At 64.8% G+C, this 4674-nt stretch carries 4 protein-coding genes and 1 pseudogene; 4 read left to right on the forward strand and 1 reads right to left on the reverse strand.

What is annotated here, in order from left to right; all coding sequences use genetic code 11:
* Positions 1–151 (reverse strand): annotated as a pseudogene (locus RMO40_RS24025) (electron transfer flavoprotein subunit beta/FixA family protein); the annotation flags it as partial.
* A gap of 174 nt (positions 152–325) precedes the next feature.
* Between RMO40_RS24025 and murI the strand changes: the two are divergent.
* The 4 genes from murI (at position 326) to RMO40_RS24045 (ending at position 4589) form a co-directional block, all read left to right on the forward strand.
* Positions 326–1126, forward strand: a complete 801-nt coding sequence (murI, locus tag RMO40_RS24030) for a glutamate racemase (RefSeq protein ID WP_309726224.1) — start codon at positions 326–328, stop codon at positions 1124–1126.
* Positions 1127–1401: 275 nt separating this feature from the next.
* Positions 1402–2439, forward strand: coding sequence for a zinc-binding dehydrogenase (locus RMO40_RS24035; RefSeq protein ID WP_309726230.1), 1038 nt, complete (start codon positions 1402–1404; stop codon positions 2437–2439).
* Between the two features lie 127 nt (positions 2440–2566).
* The gene (locus tag RMO40_RS24040; RefSeq protein ID WP_309726226.1) at positions 2567–3004 is read left to right on the forward strand and encodes a universal stress protein; all 438 of its coding nucleotides are present in this window, start codon (positions 2567–2569) and stop codon (positions 3002–3004) included.
* 331 nt (positions 3005–3335) lie between these two features.
* Complete coding sequence (locus RMO40_RS24045) at positions 3336–4589, forward strand: cyanophycinase (protein WP_309726228.1); 1254 nt, start codon at positions 3336–3338, stop codon at positions 4587–4589.
* Positions 4590–4674: the final 85 nt, after the last annotated feature.

The raw sequence follows: 4674 nt of genomic DNA on the forward strand, positions 1-4674 counted from the left end.
CCTTGAGGCGAACCGCTTCTTCGATCGCGATCTCGTCAAACGGGTTCATGCTCATCTTGACGTTGGCGATGTCGACACCGCTGCCGTCGCTCTTCACCCGCACCTTCACGTTGTAGTCAACCACTCGTTTGACGGCTACCAGCACTTTCATGGCAATTCTCCTGAGGCTTGGAATCGAAAGAATTTTAGTGTTCGCCCCTCGGTGAACCGGGGGGAATACGAGCGTTCGGCGTGAAAAACGAACGATCGTTCGCTTTTGCGATTGTCTCACGACTTCGGCCCCTCTGGCAGCCCTCAAGAGACCCGCTGCTAGACTGCGCGCCCCATGAGCCCCAGCCCGCAGCCGCCCCCTCTCATCGGCGTGTTCGATTCGGGCGTGGGCGGCTTGTCGGTGTTGAAGGCACTGCACCACCACTTGCCCGCGCATGACCTGCTCTATGTGGCCGACTCCGGCCACGCGCCCTACGGAGAGCGCAGCGAGGAGTTCATCGCCACACGCACCCACCGCATCGCCAGTCACCTCCTCGCCCAAGGGGCGAAGCTGCTGGTGATCGCCTGCAACACGGCCACCGCTGTCGCCGCGGCCAGCCTGCGTGAGCGCTGGCCGGAGTTGCCGATCGTGGCAGTGGAACCCGGCATCAAACCCGCGGTGACCCTCACGCGCAATGGCCACATCGGCGTGATGGCCACACCGGCCACGCTGCGCAGCGACAAGTTCCGGCGCTTGCTCACCGCGCACGGCGCCGGCATCGAGGTGCACCTGCAGCCCTGCCCCGGCCTCGCGGGCCTGATCGAGCATGGCAATGGCGAGGACCCAGCGTTGCTCACGCTGATCGACCAGTTCAGCCAGCCGCTGAAACGGGCCGCCGTCGACACGGTGGTGCTGGGCTGCACGCACTACCCATTTGTCACAGCGCAGGTCCAGGCCGCCTTCGGCAAAGAGGTGCATTTGGTCGACACCGCAGATGCCGTCGCCCGGCAGACGGCGCGGCTGCTGCGCCAGCCCTCTACAACACAGTCGCGGCGAGTTCGGCTGCAAACCACCGGCAATGCCACGAACTTGCTGCGCCTGGCCCGCCACTGGTTGCCGTTTCATTGCGACGTGGCACACGCGCCCGGCCTCTGAAGACAAAGCCTGCATGCGCGCACATTTTGGGTGCTGAGGAGGGGGCGAAACACTTCGCTCGCGTCTTTGATGCATATCAACCGGGGCGGCGTGCAAGGGCCTAGATTGGGTTGGTCGGGACGTGGGGCTACATCGGTGTGATGCCGCTTCTTGCCGGCCTGGTGCACGTTCGCCCTGCTTACTCGTTTTTGGGGTCGACAGTGGCGCGAGGCCCGCTCCCTCAGACGCGCGCTGCGACCAAGCAGCCAAGCAGTTTCACGCACAAGGACACCCCAATGACACTCAAGATGCAAGCCGCCGTCGTCGAGCAGTTTGGTCAACCGCTGGTGATTCGCGAATGGGATATCCCCACGCCCGGACCCGGCCAGATCCTGGTCAAGACCGAGGCCTGCGGCGTTTGCCATACCGACCTGCACGCGGCGGGCGGCGAGTGGCCCGTCAAGCCCGCACTGCCCTTCATTCCGGGCCACGAGGGCATCGGGCGGGTCACGGCCGTCGGCTCAGGCGTCACGTCCGTCAAGGAGGGCGACCGCGTCGGCGTACCCTGGCTCTTTTCGGCGTGCGGGCATTGCGAACATTGCCTTGCCGCCTGGGAGACTGTCTGTGCCGAGGCGCAGTTCGGCGGCTACACGCGCAACGGCGGCTTCGCCGAGTACATCCTGGCCGATCCCACCTACGTCGCTCGCATCCCAGTTGGTTTGTCGCCCAGCGCGGCCGCGCCGATCATCTGCGCTGGCGTCACCTGCTACAAGGGCATCAAGGTGAGCGACGCCCGCCCGGGCGAATGGCTCGCGGTGTCGGGCGTCGGCGGTCTCGGCCACCTGGCGATCCAGTACGGCAAGGCGATGGGGCTGCACGTCTGCGCCGTCGACATCGATGCAGGCAAGCTCGACCATGCCCGCCGCCTCGGCGCCGATGCCATCGTCGATGCCCGGGCCGGCGACGCCATCGATGCCGTGAAAAAGGTGACCGGCGGCGGTGCCCACGGCGTGCTGATCACGGCGCCTTCACTCGCTGCGTTCAAGCAGGGTGTGGGCATGACGCGCAAGCGCGGCACCTGCGTGCTGGTGGGCCTGCCGCCAGGCGACTTTCCATTTCCGCTCTTTGACGCGGTGTTGAACTGCATCACAGTGCGCGGCTCCCTGGTCGGCACGCGCAGGGACATGGCCGAAGCGCTCGCCTTTGCGGTCGATGGCAAGGTCAAGGCCGATATCGAGCTGCAGCCGCTGTCGTCGATCAACCGGGTCTTCGACCGATTGCGTCACGGCGATGTCGAAGCGCGCGTGGTACTCGACTTCGCTGGCAGTCGATAGCACGACGACGCCGCGTTCAAGCGCGGCCTCGACGGGTGCGGATTCAGCAAACGCCTTGCGCTGCGTCAAGACAGCGGTGCGAGAAAGCGTGCAGCCTGTACTTTCCGACCCACCCCGAAAGACCATCATGTTCAAGCACCTGCTGCTTCCGACCGACGGGTCGGACCTCTCGTTGGCGGCCATCCTCCAGGGTGTGCGCTTCGCCAAGGAGTCCAACGCCCGCATCACCGGCGTCTGCGTGACGCCCGATTTTCACGTGTTGACCTTCAACGTCACGATGATCGAAGACACCAAGACAATCTTTCTCGCCGAGAGCCGGGCGCAAGCCGAAAAGCACCTGGCCGTGCTGAAGAAAGCTGCCAACGAAGCCGGCTTGCGTTGCGACACGCATGTCGCGGTCAGCGACCGTCCCTACGAAGCGATCATTCGCGTCGCCGAGCAACAGGGCTGCGATCTGATCATGATGGCGTCGCACGGCCGACACGGCGCGCAGGCCCTGTTGCTTGGCAGCGAGACGCAAAAAGTGCTGACCCACACGCGGATTCCTGTGCTCGTGTATCGCTGATCGGGCCGCAGCCTCAGCTCGGCTCGTTTGCCGATTGCCCAATCGGGCACGACGTGGATCAGGGTGACCGACGGCGCTGCGCCGGTGGCCTTGCAGGCCAAGCTGTTTTTTGAGCCAGAGCGGTACCGGTAGGTCAACCGCCATGCCGGGTTTGAACTGTGGTCGAGGGTTCGCGGCAAGGGCGATGCTTCAGTACGGTTCATGAAGCTGCGCCCGCAGTTTGCTCAAAAGCGACGCCCGGCTGCAGATTCAGGTCGCAGGAACGCTTCCCTGGCCAGCAAGCGTGCAGGGGCGTGCCAACATGCCACGCATCGCAACGTCTCTTGCTCGCATGCACCTTTTCCGACTCCTGTTGGCCGTGGTTCCTCTCACCGCGAGTCTTCTTGCCGGTGGTTCGGCACTTGCACAGTCGAGCGGGCGAGGCAGTGCCGTTGCCATCGGCGGTGCTCTCAAATTCGACAACGATGCTGTCTGGCAAAAAGTGGTTGATCTCGCCGGCGGGCCCGGTGCCAGGTTCGTCGTGCTCGCCACCGCAGCGGGTGACCCGGCCAAATCGGCCGCATCGATCGTCCAGGCACTGGAGCGACGCGGGGCCCGCGCTGAGCACCTGCCGGTGGCGCCGCGCCTGGAGGGCAGCGACTACCGCGCCGCGGCTCGCGACCCGGCGCTGGTGGCCAGGGTCCGCGCTGCGACAGGGGTCTACTTTGCCGGCGGTGCGCAAGAGCGAATCACCGAGGCACTGTTCGATGAGGCTGGCAAGCCTACGCCTGTATTAGCAGCCATCTGGGAGGTCTACCAGTCAGGCGGCGTGGTCGCCGGCAGCAGCGCAGGCGCGGCCATCATGAGCACCACCATGTTTCGCGACGCTCAGGACGTGTTGACGGTGCTCAAGTCCGGCATGCGCGAAGGCCACGAGATCGACCGTGGCCTGGGCTTCGTCGGGCCCGACGTGTTTGTCGACCAACACTTTCTCAAGCGAGGGCGCATCGGCCGAATGTTGCCCCTGATGCTGCGCCAAGGTTACCGGCTCGGGGTGGGCGTGGACGAGAACACCGCCGCCGTGTTTCGCGCAGACACCGTCGAGATCGTCGGCTACAAGGGCGCACTGCTGGCCGACCTGACCGACGCGAGCACCGACAAGACGCAGCCGGCGTTCAACCTGCGCGGCGCCCGTCTCACCTACCTTGACCGCGGTGACCGCTACAACCTCAAGACACGGGTCACGACACCCTCACCCGAAAAGCTGGGCGGCATCAAGATCGACCCCCGCTCGAAAGATTTCAAACCCTATTTCAAGGCCGCCGCGTTCTACCCCGACGTGCTCGGCGACACGACCGTCGTGAATCTGATGGCCAACCTCATCGACAACCGGCAGGCGGAGGTGGTCGGTCTGGCCTTCAACAGCGAAGCCAGCGACCGACCCGAACTGGGTTTCGAGTTCCGCTTTCGCAAGGGGCCGGACAGCATCGGCTATTACAGCGGCGCGCTCGGCGGCGAGGACTACAGCGTGATCAACATCGTGCTGGACGTCACCCCGGTCACCCTGTCGCGCCCGCTGTACATGCCGCTTGCGCCGAGCAAATAGGCCACTCTCTCAATCGTCCACGGAGTCACTTGCATGAAGAAGCTGTTGTCCCTCATTGCGCTGTTTGCAGCGGCGTCGTCGTTTG

Origin of the sequence: Rhizobacter sp. (assembly GCF_031412075.1) — a bacterium.
In the GTDB taxonomy this organism is placed as follows: Bacteria; Pseudomonadota; Gammaproteobacteria; order Burkholderiales; family Burkholderiaceae_C; genus Rhizobacter.